The following is a 19,059-nucleotide window of genomic DNA, read 5'->3' as shown; positions in this document are numbered from 1 at the left end:
AGCGTTTACACCCAGGAGTAAACCAGTCAACACAGCGCAAGAAATTGTTTAGAGACGCTACTATCACTCATGCCAGCGCTAATGCTACCTAGCTCAAGCAGCCTCAGCAGCAAGCAACAACGCAGCTATTTTAGAAACTAGGCACGAGCTGAATCCGACCGGCATCCATTTCAGCCATGAGCAGTTCTAAGGCTTCATAGTCCACATCGGAAACATAGCCTAAGCGAGTTAGCACGTAGTTAATCTCATTTTCGATATCGGGAGTAAGCTTACGGCTGTAAATTGCTCGCTCCACCAGACGACGAATTGAAAAATCAGGATTCATATCAAGGCACTCATGACATCGAACCTAGCAGCCAGTTCCGCACTTTAAATTGTCGGTGGCTATCGACGCCTTACCTGTGATCTGAACAATCGCCTACAGGTGATCTTGATCTGGGTCAAAAGGTGATCAAAATCACTTCATCAGTGAAAGCACTTTTGTATTCTGAGGCACCTTAAGTAAAAACGCTTACTAGAATCTTTAAACAAAGCCTGATAGAAGTTAAGTTTCGACGAATCGTTTAGGCGGCTCTGGGCATCTCGAGCTGAAAAGTCTTAAGTTCGGGGCATCTACGGTAGCTTTTCTACAAAGTCTAAGAATTTTTGTTCAGTTTTTGTAAGTTGTCGCCAAGTTGGGTGGAGAAATGACTAAAAATATGTACCAAACAGATTCTTCTATGACGGTTGTTCAGCCCAGCGGCGTGCTTAATGCGGCTAATGCGGCTGAAGTGCAAGCTCAGTTGGTCAAAGCGCTGGGGGCTAGTACAACAGGCTTGGTGGTTGATCTAAGCTGCGTTGACTTTTTGGACAGTGCTGGCCTGGCAGCCTTGGTTGTGGCACTGCGAACTGCTCGTCGCTCTGGTAAGCGCCTCAGCCTCTGCGCTGTTCCCCCCTCTATCAAGATCGTTTTTGAACTCACTCAGCTCGATCGCGCTTTTGAAATGCTAGAAGCACGTCCGGCTCAGATGGCGATCGCGGCTTAAATTCATCCTATATGAAGATAGCGGCTAATCATTCAGACAGTGTCGATTAGACTTAGTTTTGTAAAGCGTCTTTGAATTACGGCTGTCAGCGGTTAGGCCAACTGTCTGCCAGATCTCCATAGGTTCAGCTCAGGCAAATTTTCGGTTTGAGCTGTTGTTAATTTTTGAGTGTCCCTGTCCGGCTACGGCAGGGACATTTTTAGCTATGGGTGCAGGCTCAAGCCTTAGGAAATAAGGGCAATCCGCTATAGTGAAGGAGTAATTTATTCAGCAGATCTGGCTGGCTATTATTGTGGCGATCGCCGTTGAAACCCTCTTAAATTCAGAAATTTCCCGTCCGGCTCGCTATCTCGGTAACGAGCAGGGGGCCGTGCACAAGCCCTGGGAAGCAGCCACTATTCGCTGGGTGCTGACCTATCCAGAGGTGTATGAAGTCGGTGCCTCGAACTTAGGCCACATCATTCTGTACAGCGTTCTCAATGCTCAGCCACGCCAGCTTTGCGATCGCGCCTATCTGCCAGCGGCTGACCTAGCAGCCAAGCTGCGCCAAAGCCAAACTCCCCTGTTTGCGGTGGAATCGCGGCGATCGCTGAGCGAATTCGATATTTTAGGCTTCAGCCTTAGCTATGAGCTAGGAGCCACGAATATTCTAGAAATGCTTTCCCTAGCCGGGATTCCCCTCACCTGGCAGGAGCGTTCCGCCGCAGAGAGCTGGCAGGTCGGCGCGGGTAGCTGGCCGCTGATCTTTGCTGGCGGGCAGACCGCTACCTCTAACCCAGAACCCTATGCTGACTTTTTTGATTTTATAGCGTTGGGCGATGGCGAGGAACTACTGCCCGAAATTGGCTTAGTGCTGGAGGAGGGCAAAGCCGCTGGCCTATCTCGCACTGAACTGCTGCTCGATCTAGCGCAGGTGCCGGGGGTCTATGTGCCTCAGTTTTATCAGATGGCCGCCGACGGTTCGGTACAGCCTATTCGCCCCGATGTTCCGCCTCGCATCCTGCGGCGGGTTGCAACACCGATGCCAGAATATTCCATTGGCTTAGTTCCCTATGTCGAAACCGTTCACGATCGCCTCACGGTAGAGATTCGGCGCGGCTGTACGCGGGGCTGCCGGTTTTGCCAACCAGGGATGCTGACCCGGCCCGCGCGGGACGTAGCTCCCGATGCAGTGATGGATGCGATTGAAGCGGGAATGCGGGCAACGGGATACAACGAGTTTTCGCTGCTGTCCCTGAGCTGTTCTGATTACTTAGCTCTCCCCGCAGTCGGGGTTGAAGTGAAGAACCGGCTCAAGAACGAAAATATCTCGCTTTCGCTACCGAGCCAGCGTGTCGATCGCTTTGATGAAAATATTGCCCATATCATTGGCGGTACCCGGCAGACAGGGCTGACCTTTGCGCCTGAGGCGGGTACGCAGCGGATGCGGGACATTATCAACAAGGGCTTGACGAATGAAGAACTGCTGCGCGGTGTTAAAACTGCCCACGAGCAAGGCTGGGACAAGGTAAAGCTTTACTTCATGATTGGCCTGCCGGGAGAAACCGACATCGACGTTCTCGGCATTGTCGAAACTGTGCGCTGGCTGCGGCAGGAATGCCGTCTGAAGAAGCGTAAGCCGCTGAATTTCAACATTACAATTTCCAACTTTACCCCCAAGCCCCATACCCCTTTTCAGTGGCATTCGGTTTCGACCACGGAGTTTGAACGGAAACAGTCCCTGCTAAAGGCGGAATTTCGTCTCCTGCGCGGCGTCAAAGTAAATTTTACCGACGTGCGGATCTCGGCGATGGAGGATTTTGTGGGCCGGGGCGATCGCCGCCTCTCTGCCGTCGTGCGCAAGGCTTGGGAGCTAGGCGCGGGAATGGATGCCTGGTGGGAAAGTTTAGAGCGAGCTTTTGCCGCCTGGAATCAGGCGATCGCTGCAGCGGACCTATCTTGGAAATATCGTCAGGTAGAGAGCGGGGAGTGGAACGTGATGGACACAGCGGCAGATGCCGCCGATCTAACCGCACCGCTGCCTTGGGATCATATTGATACGGGTATTGATAAAGCCTGGTTGCAGGCTGATTTGCAGCGGGCCTTGGCAGCGGCGACGGTTCCTGACTGCTCCTTTGAAGGCTGCTCCCACTGCGGCATCTGTGGGCCAGATTTCGGGCATAACGTAGTGGTGGCTCCCCCGGAAATTCCCGCCTTTGCCGGACATTTCCAGCCGCCCCAACAGCGGGTTCAGCGTCTGCGAGTCCGTTTAGGTAAGCTGGGCGAAATGGCGCTGATCGGTCATTTAGACTTTGCCCGACTGCTAGATCGGGCGGTTCGGCGGGCCAGTTTGCCGCTGGCTTTCACAGGGGGATACCACCCCGGCCCGCGCATCTCTCCGGCGATGGCTCTACCATTGGGGGCAACTAGCACAGGCGAAGTTGTTGACTTCGAGCTGACCGAGATTCTCGATACTGAGGCGTTTCAGCAGCGACTGCAGGCTCAACTCCCGGCTGAAATGCCGATTTATCAGGTGGAGTCGGTATCGCTGCAGTCGCCTTCTGCCACCAAGGTACTAGAACGCGCCGAATATTGGCTGCTGATCCAGACGGTGGATCAGGCGGCTCCTACCCCGGAACAGTGGCAGATCTGGCTGCAGGCCGTTAGCGAAACGGCTGAAATTTGGGCCGAACATCGCACTAAATCAGGCAAGCCTAAGCGAGTTAATCTGCGCGATCGCCTGTTTGAGCTAGCGCTGCTGGAACCTGAGCTAGCCGTTAGCGCGTCGGTTAAACTGCAGCCGACCACAGCCGAGCAAACGGCTTTGCGGTTTATGGGTAGCTGCCGCAACGACGGTACACTGCTCCGCCCTGAACAGGTAATCACCATGCTAGAGCAGGTGACCCAGCAGGCATTTCAGCTCTTGCATGTTCATCGTCAGCGCTTAATTTTATCCACCTTGAACTGAGACAGCTTTGGGGCAGAGAGCTTAAACATATGCAGCAGAGAGCTAATCTTTTTCAACTCGGCAGAACCAGCCTAGCCATAGGTCTGACCTACCTGGGCCTGACTTCAGCTCCGGCCCTAGCTCAGGCCAACTTCCCCTCCTCTCCCAGCTACGAAGACCTAGTGCAGCTTCCCCTCACTGTCGATCCTGACGAAGCGCTGTTGGCAAGCGGGCAGGTGCTCACTGAAACGACTATCTCAATGACCTCTCTAACACCCCCTAGTCTCTGGTGGCAGCAAGAGCAGACGAGCACGAGATTTGGCGCCCCCCAGCTTTTGAATACCTGGATCGCGTTTTCAGGTAGCCCGCAGCAGCCACGGCGGATTGATATCGTCGTGAATCCGCAAATTTGGGAAGCGTTGACCTACTTAGAACGCTACGTTTTACTCAATCAGTTCGGCACTTCTGCCAAATCTTTTGGCTACAGCCTCCGCGTTTTTGCCGGTGGACGCTTAGTAGGACTGAATCTGTGCGATTTTTCTGCCGATGCCCCGCCGCTAAATCCTGATACGGTGCGCTGGCCAGAGCCTGACCTGGTTGAGGAAGTTCCCTGTACGGTTGTTCTAGACTATCTAGGGCGTAACGAATTGCCAAGACCCTAGCTGGCCTGTCGCATCTGCGCCCAGAGCTGGGTATAAGCCTGCTCGCTATCGCTCGGTAAAGGCTTTAAAAACTCGCTTTTGGTCAGTACTTCTGCGTCAGGAAGCAGCAGGGGGCGATCGCGCAGGGAGGCGGGCAGAGAAGCGGGCAACAGGCTGGCGAACCGGGGAGAGGCTCCATAGGTAGAGAGAGAAAGCTGCGTCGCGACATCGGGCCGCCAGCAGAATTCTAGCCACTGCTGCCCGACATCTGGCAAAGGCGCTACCTCTGAACTGTTTTTGGCGATCGCCGTCATTGGCCGTGCCCACAGATCTGCTGTCAACAGCGTGCCTGAGAGCGGAATTGCTGCTTTGAGCTGCCGGTAGCGCTGCATTACCGGCAAAACATCGGTAGACCAGGCAACCGCCAGCCAGGTATCGTTGCTGACCAGTGCCTGTAAAGCATGGGTAGAGCTGTAAAATTTGACCTGCCGCTGAAGTGACTGTAGCTGCGCTGCTAGTTCAGGCAGCAGCGGGGTCAAGTTTGAAGAATTGCTGGACTGCCCCATCTGCTTGAGGACAAGACCGATGACAAGGCGAGGATGATTAGGCAAAGAGATTCTCCGCGCCAGTTCTGGCCGCCATAAATCTTGCCAAGACTGAGGCTGCCAGCCCAGGGCTTCAAAGGGACGTGTGCGATAAACCATCATCAGACTGCCCCAGCGATAGGGAACCCCCCAAATTTCTCCCTCAGGTGACGGGCGGCCTTGGCGATCGCGCTGTACCAGTTCAGTCCAGCGCGATGAAAGCTGCGGCCAGGTTTGTAATTGTAGGGCCGGAAAGGGCTGAACGAGCTGCTGTTGAATAGCGCTGGTCAGCCAGTAATCGCTCAGCGTCACTAGATCAGCCGGTTTTGCAGTGGCGGGCTGCCCAACAGGATTTCTAATCCCCCAGCGGGATGGCTGCTTTGGAGCCTGTTCCCATTTCTGTAGCTGAGCATAGATTTCACTCAGCTGCTCTCGACTGTCGAATTCACAGTCACGGGCTAAGGATAGCTCTTTGCGAAAAACCCGCAGCAGTTGGGGGGGAAACGAATCTTCTAACAGCTCAACCCTGAAGGCGTCTGGGTTACGCTGACTACAGCCAGAGAGTAGAGCATTGGCGGCCAAAGTAGCCGTTGCAGTTAGCAGCATTCGTCTTTTCATACCTTTTATTTTAGAGCTGAACTGCCAATGACTGAAATTGGCTCAAGCAGCTCAGCAGGTAGGTGTAGTTAAACATGAGTCAATGCAGGTTGCGGTTGAGGAACGTTGGCGTAGCCTTGCCTGAGGCAATGAACAAACACCCATAGGGGTTGCGCTATCGCTTTAGCGCAGCCATGCCTGGAGAGCTTTACCCATCTCGCCAATAATTAGGTCCACCTCCTTAATAGCGACGCCGACCCGAACGTATTGTTTTAGTTAGGAATAACTGTCAGATTTTAGTGACCTATTCCTGAACAGCTTCAACTGAGCTGCTGATAAGTTTGCTTAGAAAAAATAAAAGGGAAAATCAGATTAGAGTATTCAGACTCGCATCCGTAATTGGATAGATTAAACAGTTGTTTTCACTGTAAAAGTGCAATTGTCGGATAGCGATCGCAAACAGCTAAACCCCTTAATTATCAACACTTTTAGGCTTATTTATTGCATCAAATTCAAACAGTTGTATATTCTTTGACGCTAAGAACCAGCAACTGTCACAGTTGACATGACTATAAGTCTTTAAACCTATTCAAGCCAGTTAATAGATAGCTTTATGAGCCTGCTTGTAAACTTTCCTACCGCTAACATCAACAAACATTAAATAATTTCGTAGTAATCTCACTCATTCCAGCAAAGTCCCTAGGATGGAGTTGGAAATAAATTGTTCTATTTGGGATCGAAGAATTTATGGATTTGCTCCAAGAGCAGGTAGTTCTGCTAACTGACAAAGTGGATGCTCTGCACCACATGATCGATCAGATAAATCTACGCATTGCTGAAATTCTATCTGGTCAACAAGCCTGTTCTGCCAAAGACGAGAGCAACCCACAGTTTGGGATTAATCCTGCAGTCTCTGCTTACTCAGGTGCGATTATCGGCTCTAACAATGTCAGTCACAAAGATATTCTGACCGACAACGCTTACATGAATCCGGAAAAATCAGGTTCTGGCAAAGAAATTACGCCAGAAGTTCAGATTCAGCGTCTTACGGCTCAGCTCACAGCTGCCTATAACCGAATTGCGGCGCTTGAAGAACAGCTCCTAGCCTCCCGCGCCCATCATTAGCAACTCAGGGATAGCTAGTCTGCTCAGCTTCTAGATGACCGACTGTTTAAGTCCTTTAAAATTGCCGTGTGAAGCAGCTTATGTGCTTTGCTGACAATCAATCAGTGCTTCGACGGCCTGTAATAGCTGAGGCATTTGCCACTGCTGAGCTAGATGCGCGGCGATGGCACACCCTCCTGCCCCGACGCCTTCTTTGACGTATCCCTGCTCATACGCCCGTAGCTGTGAGTAGTGAGCGTTGGCAAAGTCTATCTGGGCCGCTAGTAGGGGTACTCCTCCGATTGCTCGTGCTAGCCCAATCGTGTCGCCGGTAGCGTCTTCGACCACCCAGCGCGTTGTGCCAACAACTATGTTTTGGGGCTGCCAGATGAGGTGCCGGTGCTGCGCGATCGCGCGGCTGAGAGCATAAACCGCCAGCATTTGAGTCCCCCCCGCCAGTAAAACGCCCTTCGAGCGGCTCAAAGCAATACTCATGCCCGCTACGGCTATCTGCATAGGATCGCCCACAGCCGCAATCAAATCTAATGGATCAGCCGGTAGGCGATCGCCCACCAAACATAACTGACGCCACTGCCTCAGCCCTAATGCCGCTAGGCGCTGCTTTTGCTGATGATTGCAAACGGGGTGGCTACTGTTAATCTTGCCAGCAGCCGCAAAGCCTAGACCCAGCAGCGCTGCCAGAGCCGTAGTTGTGCCGCCGACGACGCACTCCGACAGCACAACATAGGGATTGGGATAGTCTACTGCCATCTGTGTGCCCCAGCGCAGTCCCTGTTGAAAGAGGAACTGGGCCTGCGCTAGCGTCATGGCTTGTCCTGTACTCAAACAGGCGGCAGACTGTCCCTGGAGGTCAAGATGGGGGATTGCCGGTGGCAGGGGCAGACCGGCATTGATAATTTGAAGCGGCATATTTTGCGCTGCTATAACCGCTCTTGAAATAAAAACGGGCGAAGCGCCAGCAATGAGAGGAGGTAAAGGATGCTGGCTATAGCGCCGTGGCCCGTGGTAAAGGAATTCTGCATCAGCGATCGCGGTGTAGCGGCGATCGGTAGGCGTAGCGCCTGCGGCTGAAATACCGGGGATCAAGGCTGTCTCCGTAAATCCCAGCACGCAGACCATCAGCGGCAACTGCTGCCGATAGCGAGCCAGCCAGTCCTGAGCCTGCTCTCGATGAGTGCAAATGCGAATCATTAAAGCTATGGCGTCAGGCTATTCATCTAGAAGCACCTGCACCCAATCCGGCGGATCAGGCATGGCAATGCCTAAGCGCTCAAATAAGAACCAGGCCGCCAAATGCACCGTGAACAGATAAAGGATACTGCTGAGAAGCACCATCAGCGTCGCCAGAATTTGAATAATAGCCAGATCCGGCTGACCTATTGCCCCCAAACTGATCAGGCCAAAATCTACTAAGCGATTGAGGCCCCAGTCCAGCAGTTGGGTAATTTGCGTTGTTAAATAAACCCACAGATCCTCACCCAGCATGATGGAAAGCAGCCAAACCCGAAAGAAAAACCCCAAGGTGCCAATCAAAGCGCCCACAAAGATGGTGCTATACCAGGTGGCACCCCGCACCCACATGAAGCCTAGCTGCACCCCCAAAACCGCATAGGGCATGACAAAAAGCACGCTGCGGGGTGGTCCCATCAGCACTGCTAAAAGCAGCCCTGAAACTAGGGCAGACATCCAGGCAGCGCGGCTGCCCCAGCGCAAATAGACTAGAGCCGTCGGCAGCGGAAAAAAGATGCGCAGGAGGGGGCCAGGCGGGAAATAGTAGTTCACCAGCCAAATCAGGCTGGCTGTGCTCGCTAGGAACGCCGTTTCTACCATCGCTACCGGGCCATTCGTTGGCAATGGTCGCGATCGCTTGGCTGACTTATTGGCGATCGCCTCCGGCAGATCTAAGCCTAGGTCTTCTTGCCAATCTGAAGCATTTGAGCGGGAAGGCTGCCTAGCATCGGGCAAATTCGACATAACTTTTAAATCACTTAAAGCCCAACAGCTAGACTAGCAAACGCTCCAGAGCGTCAATGTCGGGAATACAGACTGTGTCCCGATTGCGCGTAATTAGCTCTTTGCGCTCCAGCTTACTGAGGACGCGGGTGACAGTTTCACGGGCTAAGCCGCTAAGACTGCTCAGCTCCCGGTGGGGTAGGTTGGGGATTTCAACGCCCCCTTCGCCCACTGTCCCCTGACCGTCTGCCAGAAAAAGAATAATATCGGCCACGCGAGACATGCTATCAGACTCCCGCAGCCGCAGGCGGCGGTTAACCTGGCGCAGGCGGCGGGCCATTAGCTGGGCAAGACGAATACCGGCCATAGGTTCGGACTGAATCAGCGTCACAAAGTCATTGGCGGGCATATTGCCAATCACCGTTGGCACTAGCGTAATCACGTCGGTTGAGCGCGGTACCTCATCGAGGGGGGCCATTTCGCCAAAAAGTTCACCCTTGCCTAGAATATTCAGCGTGACTTCTTTACCATCTAGGTTGTAGGTACGAATTTTGACCCAGCCTTCCAGAATAAAATAGACTGAGCTGCCCCAGTCATTTTCTAACAAAATCACCTGATTGGCAGGATGGCGACGTGTTACCACCTGGGCAGTTGCCTTTTCAACCGCCTCCTGCGGCAGCTCCGCAAAAAAAGGAGCGGCCTGGATTAAGGCGCTGTCAACGTGATGATCTCTGGAAGGGTAACGAACGTCCATTGAGGCTCAAAAAACACGCTTTGGCATCACATAATTCGGATACGGCGGCTTGCACACTGGCCAAGGCTGCCTCGGTCAGCGCAAGCCGCAATAGCTAACTGCAGCCGACTAAACGAGATATATTACAAAACTAGCAGTCTAGACCCTCAAGCGCTAGCTGTAGCGCAGCCCTCTTCCTGATGTTATCGGAGTTATTAACTATAGCATCCCCCTTAAGACTTCAGATATTTTCTCAGATTCTTATCGGCTGCCGGAGAGAAATTTGTTGAGAAACGTCATTTTGGGGGTCGCCTGCTCTACACTTTGAGCAACAGATTGACTGAGGCAAGCTAATCTTTAGCAAGGAGGTCTGTTTGAGGGGTGCACGCTGTTTCGGCGATCGCCTTAAATAGCTTCCATCGCCGCATCATAGCGACATTGTGTTCAGGGTTTTTGGTGTGACTTCTCAGCAGGATAAAATTCGACAGCTGATTGCTGAAATTGACGCTGTACTCGGCGAAGCCAGTCCGCGCCTGCCTTGGGAAAAGTCAGGCGAGATCAATCAGCAGCGCCAGACCCTAGAGAAAATTCGCGCCTATCTCAATTCACCTTCAGCCCTGTCTCAGGCGCCGCTGGCCGCGCAGAATATCGGCCCTGAGACAGCCCCGATGTCCCCTGAAACCTCTGCCCAGCAAGTTCTGCAGGCGCTCTTACAGGAGATGGACTATCTGCGCACCCAAATGCTGCAGCCTATGCGGACAGAGGTTGATGCCCTGCAGCAGCAGCGAGACAGCCTGCTACAGGAAGTACGTCATTTAGAATTAGAGCGACTGCGGGGAACTGTCGATCGGGAACTGCCACCGTCGCTAGCGAACTTTCTACAGGTCCTCAATGAGCAAATGCAGGAAGCGCTAACGCAGCGCTTAACCCAGGCTATAGAGCAGTCAAATCGCGATCGCCTGCTGCAGGGAGACACGACGACCGACTTACTGGGAGAGGGCAGCGGCCAACAATTAGCTCAGATTCAGCGCTTACAGGCCCAAAGCGATCAGCTTTTGCTCAGGCTTGACTCGACCCTAACAACGGTTTTTGAAGCCCTGCAGAACAGCATTGACAGCTATCAGGAATCGCTGTCCCAGGGACTTAAGAATATGCACAGTTTGGGGCAGCAAGGAGAAGTTGTCGTGGCTGCGCTGATCAATCATCTGGCTGAACGGCTCAGCCGCGAAGCTTCTGCCTATTTGACCTCAGAAGCGCGATCGCCTGAAATACAGCGGCTGCTAGCCGCCCAGTCAGATACTTACGAGACAGCCGCGACTACTGAGATTGCAGACATTGCCGCCTCGGAGGCTAACGCCGAAGTTTCCCCTGATCTGTCAGCGGCTGCCCTTGATCTAGAAGCGCTTGACCTAGATTTTGACTTCGACGAGGACGAAGATATCACGCTGCTGCAGCTAGACCAGGAAATTACTCAGCTCCAGCTTGACGATGAGTCACCCACCGAGAGTCTAACTGCCGACACAGAAGCGACCGACACAGAAGCGACCGACACAGAAGCGAATCTAACGCCAGAAGAACCAACCGCCTCGGCAGTTACGGACTCTGAGCCGCTAGACTTTTTAGCCGCAGCGACTCCCACCGCTGCGGCCCGGCCCGATTCTCCTCAAGCTGATATCGATACGCTTTATGAAAGTCTGTTTGGTTTAGAAGACATTACAATCGCTGAGGATGAACCTCAACCGCTAGCGCCCGATGAACCTGTGTCATCTCAAACGGCGGCATCTGCCGAGAGCAGCAACCTCGCACCCGGCAAAACGGCAGAAACCGAAGATCTGGCGGCTGAAGCGGCAGCGGCAGACCTGCCAGAACCAGGAACGCAGCAGTCACAGGATCTAGATGCGCTGCTTCTGGGCGAGATGTCGGCATCGACGGAAACGCCGTCAACACCTATCACCCTGGATTCCTTTTTTGCCAGTGACGATGAAGACACGCTGATTCAGGCGACAGATACAGTGCCTGAAACTATTTCGTCTCTAGCTGAGCTGCTGCCAGAGAGCGATCGCTCTCGTCCCGCTGATAGCTTTTTAGGCGCGCTAGATGAAGAAACGAACCTAGCTGCAGAGCTGCTTGCTGAAGATGCCTATGTGCCAGCACCGCCTAATGAAGATCTGCTGGTGGATGAAATCTTGCCGGAGTCAGACAGTTCGGAGCTGGAGTTGGATGCGTCTGTACTGCAGCAGCTTAGCGCTGATCTATCGAGCCTAGAAGGATTAGACTCTGATGCGCTCAATGACACGGTTGATTTGATGGGCGATCACGCCGAGAATGCCCCAAATTTCGCGGCTGACTCGGCAGAAAGTGAAATAGCGCCTGATCCGACAACGACAGGACCGCTGAGCGACTGGAGCGCCTTGGCGGATGAACTGCAGGCTGAGAATGCTGAGAATATCGAAGCGGTCGCAGAAACAGGGGCTACGCTGGAAGATCTAATGTCAACTGCAGCCCGGCAGTCAGCCGCTGCTGAAACAGCAGCTTCACTCTCACTGGCGGCCCTCGATGATCTTGATTTAGAGAATTTGGATTTAGATGAGGATGACGAGGAAGACAGAGAACCCTCATCCCGATCCGCCAATGATGCCACCCTGTTTGATACCGCCGATGACGCTGAAGCTGAAACGGCTGCCGCGCTCGATGACCTAGCAGCAGGCCAAATCGATGACCCAGCAGAGTCAGACCCGTCATCGGCAGAGCCAACCGATCTGTCCTCAGCATCTTTAGCATCTCCCTCTCCCGCAGCCTCATCTGCTGAGACGCTTCAGCCAGAGGCATCTGCAGCAGCGTCGCTGGCTGAGGCTGCCGATCAGTTTGCAGCAACAGCTTCAGCACTGCCGCCAGAGACGCCCAATCCTGTTCAGCAGCGGACGTTTGCGGCTGAAGCAGACGATTCTTCACCTGAAGCTGAGCTATCAGCGCCAGAATCTGCCGTTAGACCAGATATTCCAGATGCTGACCCGCTATCATCGCGAGAAGATAGCTTGACGGCAGAAACCGAGGCAACTGACTTACGGGTAGATTCGCCAGAGGAAGCTGCCGCCACCAAGCCGCTCCCTGCGACAGATGCCCCTGTCGCCGCAGCGACCGTCTTGCCGACTGGCCCTGAGACGACATCTGCAGAGGAACAGCTCGGCTCGGCTACAATCGATGGCGGCCTGCCGCCTGCAGAGGATGAGACTGAGCCAGCACAGCAGTGGTTTCTCAGCCTTGATCTAGGCACTACGGGCCTCTCTGCCGTGCTGATGGATCGCCTGAGCAACCAGGTCTATCCGCTTTATTGGCTAGCCGTAGATACCGCTACGGCGGCAGACGAGCGTAATTTCCGACTGCCCGCGATCGCTCAAGTGCGCACCCATTCTGCTGCTGAGTCAGCGCAGTGGCAAGTTGAGGCAGTGGGTCTATCAGCGCTGACGCGATCGCAGTCTTCCAGCGCAGCCACTCCCAGCCCTGATCAGCTCATGCTGCGCCACTTTAAGCCGTTGCTCAAAGTAACGGTGCCGCTGGACGAAATGACTCCGCAGCTACAGTGGTCTGAGCGTCATCAGCTCCCGCTTGCCTCTGTGCAGGCGGTTTTACAGCAGCTATTAGCGAATCTGCGCGATCGCGCCTGCGCAGCCTTGGGCCTCACCCAGCCGTTAGCTGACGTCCTAGACCAGCTACAAGGCGTTATCGTAGGCTATCCGGCTAACTGGCCGGACACTTACAGCTTCAATATTCGAGAAGCGGTTTTAGCAGCCCAGCTCGTCAGTCAGCCAGAGCAGGTCTTTTTTGTGGAAGACGCGATCGCTGTTGTCCTTTCCGGCCTACCCCAGCCTACTGCTGACACCGAACCCACTGCCACTGGTGTGACTCGTCAGCAAACCCTCTATCAGGCTCGCTGGCAGGGAGGCACGGTCGTGATTGATGGCGGCGCAACGCTCACTGAGCTAGCAGTTGTAACCGTTCCAGCAGACTTGATGGCGCTCAACCACAAGGACTTTACCCTGCGCAGCTTCGCCTATGGGGGAGATGCCATTGACCAAGACATCGTTTGTCAACTGCTCTATCCCAGTCACACCTGGCAGATCCGCGATCGCGCGGCTCAGACTACAGCTAGTGGCCCTTCCCAGTCGGCTGGCTGGAATTGGCAGGCTGCCTCGCTGATTTCTACCGCTGATTGGCAAGATTTGCAGTTAGAAAACTTAACGCTGCCTCGCCCCGGTGAAGCCGACTTAGAGCATCGGCACCGCCTGCAGCAGAGACTCAACAGCTCACTGGTCGGTCAAAGCCTGCTGGAAGCTGCCCGTCACCTGAAGCTAATTCTGCAGCATCAGGGCCAGTTTCAGCTTAACCTCGGCAATCGCCAGTTGACAATCAAACGCCGCGAGCTGGAAAGCCGGATTTTCTTGCCCTATATTCAGCGGGTCAATCAGCAGCTCAATATGCTACTTAGCCAGACCGGCTTATCGGCACAGGCGGTCAATCAGGTTGTGTGTACCGGCGGCTCGGCTTCTCTAGCCGCTTTTGCCCGCTGGCTGCGGCAAAAGTTTCCCAACGCTACTATTATTCAGGACACTTACCCAGGCGATCGCCCACCCAGTTGTAGCCGCGTGGCTTACGGATTAGTCAACCTGTGTCGCTATCCGGAGGTGCTAGAGATAGCCCGTCAGCAGTACAGCGATTATTTCTTGCTGGCTGAACTCTTGCGCGTTTTTCCCGACCATCCTTTGCCCGTCAGCGGCATTATGCACCGCCTAGAAGAACAGGGCATCAATACTCAGGTCTGCCAGATGCATATTTTAGCTCTGCTAGAAGGCCACCTACCCCCCGGATTAATTCCGACCGAAACCGATGCGGCTCTGATTACGGCTGAGTCAGCCCAGCAGGCAGAATACGCCGCGTTAGCAGCAGCGCCGCTGTTTACCAAGCAGGGCAACCAGATCTACGTGCCGAATCTGGAACAGAGCGAACGACTAAAGCAGCACCTAGAAACTCTGCTAGCCAATAAGCAGCAAACACTTGACGAGCCGCTTATTACCAACCTAGTCGCTGAGATGCCCTAAGCCCTTTGTTGACAAAGGCTCTACGGCTCAGCTTCTGGTCATGGGCTTTTTGCTGGTTGTTCAGCGCTCTTAGGAGACAAAGCTTCTTGAGTAACGGCTCTAACGCTCAAGAGAAAAATTACTGGATAAATCATAGACTTTTAACACTATAACGCCGTTTGTTGATAGAATTTAATCTATAGAAAGTTTCCCGGAGGCGTACCGTTGATTCACGCAACGCTACATCAGCTTAAGGTTTTCGAAGCGACGGCCCGACACGGTAGCTTTACCCGCGCTGCGGAGGAACTGTATCTGACGCAGCCAACCGTTTCGATTCAGGTCAAACAGTTGACCAAGGCGGTAGGTCTGCCACTGTTTGAGCAGATTGGTAAGCGTCTCTTTTTGACTGAGGCAGGCCAAAAGCTGTTGGATACCTGTCAGGAAATTTTTGAAGGGCTATCTCAGTTTGAGATGGCCGTAGCTGATTTGAAAGGGATGAAGCAGGGACAGCTCAGTCTCGCCGTCATTACTACTGCTAAGTACTTTGTGCCGCGTCTGCTGGGGCCTTTTTGTCAGCGCTATCCCGGCATTGATATTTCGCTGAAGGTGACGAACCACCAGCATATTCAAGAGCGGATGGCTCATAACGAAGATGACCTGTATATCATTAGCCAACCGCCAGAACAGCCCGATCTAAAGATTCATCCCTTTTTAGAAAATCCGCTGATTGTGCTAGCACCTAAGTCCCATCCGCTAGCAGGGCAGGCCAAGATCCCAATCACGGCTCTCAACGATGAGTCTTTCATTATGCGGGAACCCGGTTCGGGAACCCGGCAGGCTGTTCAAAAGCTGTTAGAGCAACACAAAATTGATGTCAGAGTTCGCTTAGAGCTAGGCAGTAATGAGGCAATCAAGCAGGCGATCGCGGGGGGTTTAGGCATTTCTGTCCTTTCCCAACACACAATTATCTCAGAAGGCACTGCCGGAGAGTTTGCCATTCTAGACGTTGAGCATTTCCCCATCGAGCGTCACTGGTACGTGTCTCACCTGGCGGGCAAGCAGCTTTCAGTCGTCGCCGAGAGCTTTTTGCAATATCTGATGGAAGAAAGCCACGAGATTGCTGAGAAGTTTTTGCCCAACTTAGGCCGCGATTCTCTCAAACAGCAGTTGGCTAAAACGAGAGCAGCAGTTGGCTAAAACGAAGGTTTCGAGAGCCGCCTAGAAACTTACGCCAGACAGGCTACTGTGCCTTCATAATCTACAAGGAGGCTTTTGCCACCTCACATCCCACTGGCAAATGTTTTTGCCTCAAGACGGTTTTTGACGGCGCTAATCGCTTATTTTGCCTCCATCCAGTTAGCTCCAGCGTGAGCTTCCACTTTGAGCGGCACTTTCAGATCAACAGCGGTTTCCATCGTCTTGGCAATTTGAGGCTGTAGTTCTGCCCACTCATCAGGGGGAACTTCAAAAATGAGTTCATCATGCACCTGCAGCAGCAGGCGGGCCTGATAGGCTTTCAGCAGCTCATGCAGATGAATCATGGCCACTTTAATGATGTCAGCGCTCGAACCCTGAATCGGCGCGTTGGCAGCAGCCCGCAGATAAGCGGCGTCATAGCTACGGATTTTGAGCTGATCTAAATCAATCTCGCTAGGATCGCTGTCTTTGAGACTTCTAAGGGTGCGACTGTCAAAGTTGAAATAGCGGCGGCGGCCCATGATAGTTTGCACGTAGCCCCGGGCGATCGCCTCTCGCTGCATCTGCTGCAAATAGGCAAATACGTTGGGATAGCGCTGGTTGAAGCGATCGATAAAAACCTTGGCATCGGATCGGCTAAAGCCGGATTCGCGGGCAAAGCGGGAAGCCCCCATACCGTAGATAACACCGAAGTTAATAATCTTACCCAGACGCCGTTCTTCGACGGTAATCTCATCTTTTTCAAACAGTAACCGGGCCGTCAGCGTATGCACATCCTCCTGACTGCGATAGGCTTCCACCAGGACAGGCTCGCCGCTGAGGTGGGCCAAGATACGTAGCTCAATCTGGGAATAGTCAGCCGCCACTAGCAGCCAGTCCGGCTGCGGAATGAAAGCAGCCCGAATCTGACGGCTGAAGGCGGTGCGAATAGGAATATTCTGCAGGTTGGGATTGGAAGAAGATAGCCGCCCGGTGGTAGTAATCGCCTGATTAAAGTCCGTATGAACCCGCTGGGTATCCGGTCGCACTAGAGCTGGCAAAGCATCCACATAGGTCGATTTGAGCTTAGAGAGCGTGCGGTATTCCACCACTAGCTGCACGACTTCGTGATCGTCCTGTAGCTTTTCCAAGGTCGCCGCATCAGTCGAATAACCACCCGATTTCAGCTTGCGAGACTTGCGCTTGTCTAAGCCCAGTTTGTCAAACAGCAGTTCGCTGAGCTGCTTGGGGGAAGCCAGGTTAAAGGTTTCTCCGGCTGACTGATAGGCTTTCGCCTCAATTCCCTGTAAATCGGTTTCTAGCTTCTGAGAAAATTGCTTTAAGTAGTCCTGGTCGATGCGAATGCCCTGGTACTCCATCTCGGCTAAAACAGGTTCTAAGGGCACTTCCACCGCGTTAAAGAGCTTTGCTAGCTGCGGAATTGCCGCCAGCTCTTGCCGCAGTTTGGGCACGAGATGATAGGTGGTGTAAACATCGGTGCCGCAGTAACGAGCAACCTTCTCAATGCTCAAATCAGCAATAGATTTGCCTTTAGGCACTAGATCGCTGTAGCTCTGACTGATGACGTTGAGATATTTCAGCCCCAGATCGCTGAGATTGTGGGCTGACTCTGGATTGAGCACATAGCTCGCCAGCATGGTGTCAAACACGACGCCTTTTAGCTCAATCCCCTGACAGCGCAGCACTAGACGATCAAACTTGGCATTTTGCAGAGACTTGGGATGGCGATCGCTCTCCAAAATTGGCCGCAGCGCCGCCAATACCTGATCGACTTTTAGCTGCTCGCCCTCTAGGTGCCCGGTAGGAATATAGGCCAGATCCGAGAGCTCTGGCCCCCAGCAGCAGCCAATGCCAACCAGCTGGGCATCTCGCGGCTCGATCGCAGTTGTTTCGGTATCCCAAGCCACCGGGCGATCGCCGTCAGTCAACCGCTGCAATCGCTCTACCAATGCCGCTAGCTGTGCCTGGGTTTGAATAATCTGAGGCTGAATCGAGGGCGCTTCGATCGGCTGAAACTGAGCCTGCTCGGTTTCTTCGGCGCTGAAAAAAGCTAAGTCTGGATCTTCGTAGCTATCTTCGGGTTCAGCCGCGGCAACCGGGACGGTTTCAACTGCTTCACCCCCAAAAGCCACCTGCAACTGCGGCAGCCGCCCTAGAAAATTAGTAAACTCTAGCTTTTGTAAGATCGGGGCAACTCGCTCAGCGGCAAAGCCCGCTAGCTTACAGTCTGCGAGGTTGGCCTCTATAGGCACGTCGAGCACGATGCGGGCCATGTGCTGGGAGTGGTAAGCATTCTCGCGATCGGCGGCCAGTCGCTTGTGGACAGCGCCTTTGATACTGTCTAAATTGGCATAAATCTGATCTAGCGACGAATATTCGTCTAGCAGCTTTACGGCTGTTTTGGCGCCAATCCCCTTGACCCCTGGAATGTTGTCTGAAGGATCGCCGCAGAGAGCCTTGTAATCGATTACCTGAGACGGCAAAATGCCTAGCTTCTCTTTGACAGCAGCCGTTTTGAACTCTTTAGAGAGCGACTGCTTTGGCCCTTTAGCAAAGGCGCTACCCAGGTGAATAACTGAAATTTGCTCGTCTGGATCGATGAGCTGAAATAAATCTTGGTCGCCGCTGAGAATTTTGACCCGGTAGCCTGCCGTCTTGGCCTGGACTGATAACGTACCAATGACGTCGTCGGCTTCATAACCGGGAGCCGTCAGAACGGGCAAATCAAAGGCTTGGAGCAGCGCTTTGAGGTTGCGAATATCTTCTAAAAATTCTTCGGGCGTTTCAGGCCTGCCCTCTTTGTACGAATCATCAAGCTGGTGGCGAAAGGTCGGCTGTTCTAGATCAAAGGCAACAGCCGCATAGTCAGGTTTTTCAGCCTCCATAGTGTCTAGCATTGACTTGAAAAAACCATAGCAAACGCTAGTAGGAATGCCTGTAGACGTCCGCAGTCCACCATCACGGCTTTTCGCAAACGCAAAGTAAGAGCGAAAGGCGAGGGAATGCCCATCAATGAGCATTAGCGTCGGCTGCAGGTTTTTGCTAGAGGCTGTCACAGACTTACCGCACAAAGGACTCTATCAATTGTAATGGCAAAAAAAATCGGCTCTGAATTCAGAGCCGACGGATTAAAATGCTTAGCATTACGTTGTTCTCTCAAATTGGAGGAAACCCGCTGTTCGTTCCCACACGACAGCAAGTGA

At 53.3% G+C, this 19,059-nt stretch carries 12 protein-coding genes; 6 read left to right on the top strand and 6 right to left on the bottom strand.

What is annotated here, in order from left to right; all coding sequences use genetic code 11:
• Positions 1-130: 130 nt before the first annotated feature.
• Positions 131-325 (bottom strand): hypothetical protein, encoded by a 195-nt coding sequence (locus QJQ48_RS12805; RefSeq protein ID WP_346291626.1) that lies wholly within the window; start codon positions 323-325, stop codon positions 131-133.
• 361 nt (positions 326-686) lie between these two features.
• Here QJQ48_RS12805 and QJQ48_RS12800 point away from each other — a divergent pair, with 361 nt between their 5' ends.
• The 3 genes from QJQ48_RS12800 to QJQ48_RS12790 all read left to right on the top strand — a co-directional run bounded on the left by QJQ48_RS12800 (position 687) and on the right by QJQ48_RS12790 (position 4,613).
• Positions 687-1,025 carry an STAS domain-containing protein gene (locus QJQ48_RS12800; RefSeq protein ID WP_346291625.1) on the top strand — a complete coding sequence of 113 codons (339 nt, stop codon included), beginning with the start codon at positions 687-689 and terminating at the stop codon, positions 1,023-1,025.
• Between the two features lie 292 nt (positions 1,026-1,317).
• Positions 1,318-3,972, top strand: a complete 2,655-nt coding sequence (locus QJQ48_RS12795; RefSeq protein WP_346291624.1) for a TIGR03960 family B12-binding radical SAM protein — start codon at positions 1,318-1,320, stop codon at positions 3,970-3,972.
• 29 nt (positions 3,973-4,001) lie between these two features.
• Positions 4,002-4,613, top strand: coding sequence for a hypothetical protein (locus QJQ48_RS12790; protein WP_346291623.1), 612 nt, complete (start codon positions 4,002-4,004; stop codon positions 4,611-4,613).
• Here the strand turns inward: QJQ48_RS12790 and QJQ48_RS12785 are convergent.
• Entirely contained in the window at positions 4,610-5,782 is a 1,173-nt protein-coding gene (locus QJQ48_RS12785) for an extracellular solute-binding protein (RefSeq protein ID WP_346291622.1), read from the bottom strand. The two genes, QJQ48_RS12790 and QJQ48_RS12785, sit on opposite strands and share 4 nt — an antisense overlap.
• 738 nt (positions 5,783-6,520) lie before the next feature.
• Here QJQ48_RS12785 and QJQ48_RS12780 point away from each other — a divergent pair.
• Positions 6,521-6,898, top strand: a complete 378-nt coding sequence (locus QJQ48_RS12780) for a hypothetical protein (protein ID WP_346291621.1) — start codon at positions 6,521-6,523, stop codon at positions 6,896-6,898.
• Positions 6,899-6,976: 78 nt separating this feature from the next.
• Here the strand turns inward: QJQ48_RS12780 and cobT are convergent, their stop codons facing one another.
• Genes cobT through QJQ48_RS12765 form a run of 3 tightly spaced genes read right to left on the bottom strand, consistent with a single transcriptional unit; the run spans position 6,977 to position 9,605 of the window.
• Complete coding sequence (gene cobT / locus QJQ48_RS12775) at positions 6,977-8,089, bottom strand: nicotinate mononucleotide-dependent phosphoribosyltransferase CobT (protein ID WP_346291620.1); 1,113 nt, start codon at positions 8,087-8,089, stop codon at positions 6,977-6,979.
• Between the two features lie 18 nt (positions 8,090-8,107).
• A complete protein-coding gene (locus QJQ48_RS12770; RefSeq protein ID WP_346291619.1) occupies positions 8,108-8,872 on the bottom strand; it encodes a DUF2232 domain-containing protein in 765 nt (254 codons plus the stop codon).
• A 28-nt stretch (positions 8,873-8,900) separates the two neighbouring features.
• Complete coding sequence (locus QJQ48_RS12765) at positions 8,901-9,605, bottom strand: Crp/Fnr family transcriptional regulator (RefSeq protein ID WP_346291618.1); 705 nt, start codon at positions 9,603-9,605, stop codon at positions 8,901-8,903.
• Between the two features lie 437 nt (positions 9,606-10,042).
• Here QJQ48_RS12765 and QJQ48_RS12760 point away from each other — a divergent pair, with 437 nt between their 5' ends.
• Both QJQ48_RS12760 and QJQ48_RS12755 read left to right on the top strand, forming a co-directional pair.
• Entirely contained in the window at positions 10,043-14,680 is a 4,638-nt protein-coding gene (locus QJQ48_RS12760) for a hypothetical protein (protein WP_346291617.1), read from the top strand.
• Between the two features lie 204 nt (positions 14,681-14,884).
• On the top strand, positions 14,885-15,856 hold the full coding sequence (locus QJQ48_RS12755; protein WP_346291616.1) for a LysR family transcriptional regulator: 972 nt from the start codon (positions 14,885-14,887) through the stop codon (positions 15,854-15,856).
• 140 nt (positions 15,857-15,996) lie between these two features.
• Here QJQ48_RS12755 and polA read toward each other — a convergent pair whose 3' ends face one another.
• Positions 15,997-18,876 carry a DNA polymerase I gene (polA, locus tag QJQ48_RS12750; RefSeq protein WP_346291769.1) on the bottom strand — a complete coding sequence of 960 codons (2,880 nt, stop codon included), beginning with the start codon at positions 18,874-18,876 and terminating at the stop codon, positions 15,997-15,999.
• Between the last annotated feature and the right edge of the window lie 183 nt (positions 18,877-19,059).

It is taken from the genome of Sphaerothrix gracilis Ecp01, assembly GCF_030405905.1.
Lineage (GTDB): Bacteria > Cyanobacteriota > Cyanobacteriia > Phormidesmidales > Phormidesmidaceae > Sphaerothrix > Sphaerothrix gracilis.
The sequence above is the reverse complement of the archived record's forward strand: the minus strand, read 5'-3'. Positions and strand labels throughout refer to the sequence as shown.